Here is a 474-nt window from a genome sequence, read left to right on the forward strand (position 1 = left end):
ATTTCATAACCATCAACCGTTTCCGTAACCGTGTAAAGGAGGAGATAAACAACGTTTTCACGCAGTTGGTTCTTGTCCTTGCCGATAAGGGTTTCATCAGTCTTGACGTGGAGTATATCGACGGCACCAAGATTGAGTCCAAGGCCAACAAATATACTTTTGTCTGGCGCAAGACAGTCGAAAAGAACCGTACAAGGTTGCTGAATAAGGTTCGCATCCTTCTAGAGCAGGTGGATGAAGCCATTGTACAGGAGAACTCTGTAAAAGACACCTCCGTTGAGTTGACTCCCTCCATGCTCTCTAATATAGTGGATGAACTCAAAGAAGTGCTGGAACACCAGCCTGTAACACAGGACAAGGAACAAAAGAAAGCTCTGCGTGAAAAGAAGAAACAGGTCAGGGAACTTGAAGGGTATCGTGACAAGCTGATGGAATACGACAATCACCTTGAAGTCCTTGGAGAACGTAATTCCT

The 474-nt window shown here is 44.9% G+C and carries 1 protein-coding gene; it reads left to right on the forward strand.

The annotated features are described in order from the left end of the window. On the forward strand, window positions 1-474 hold a 474-nt coding region (locus E5355_RS19235; RefSeq protein ID WP_136011573.1), incomplete at both ends, for a transposase.

Source organism: Bacteroides muris (ex Afrizal et al. 2022) (assembly GCF_004793475.1).
Taxonomy (GTDB): domain Bacteria; phylum Bacteroidota; class Bacteroidia; order Bacteroidales; family Bacteroidaceae; genus Bacteroides; species Bacteroides muris.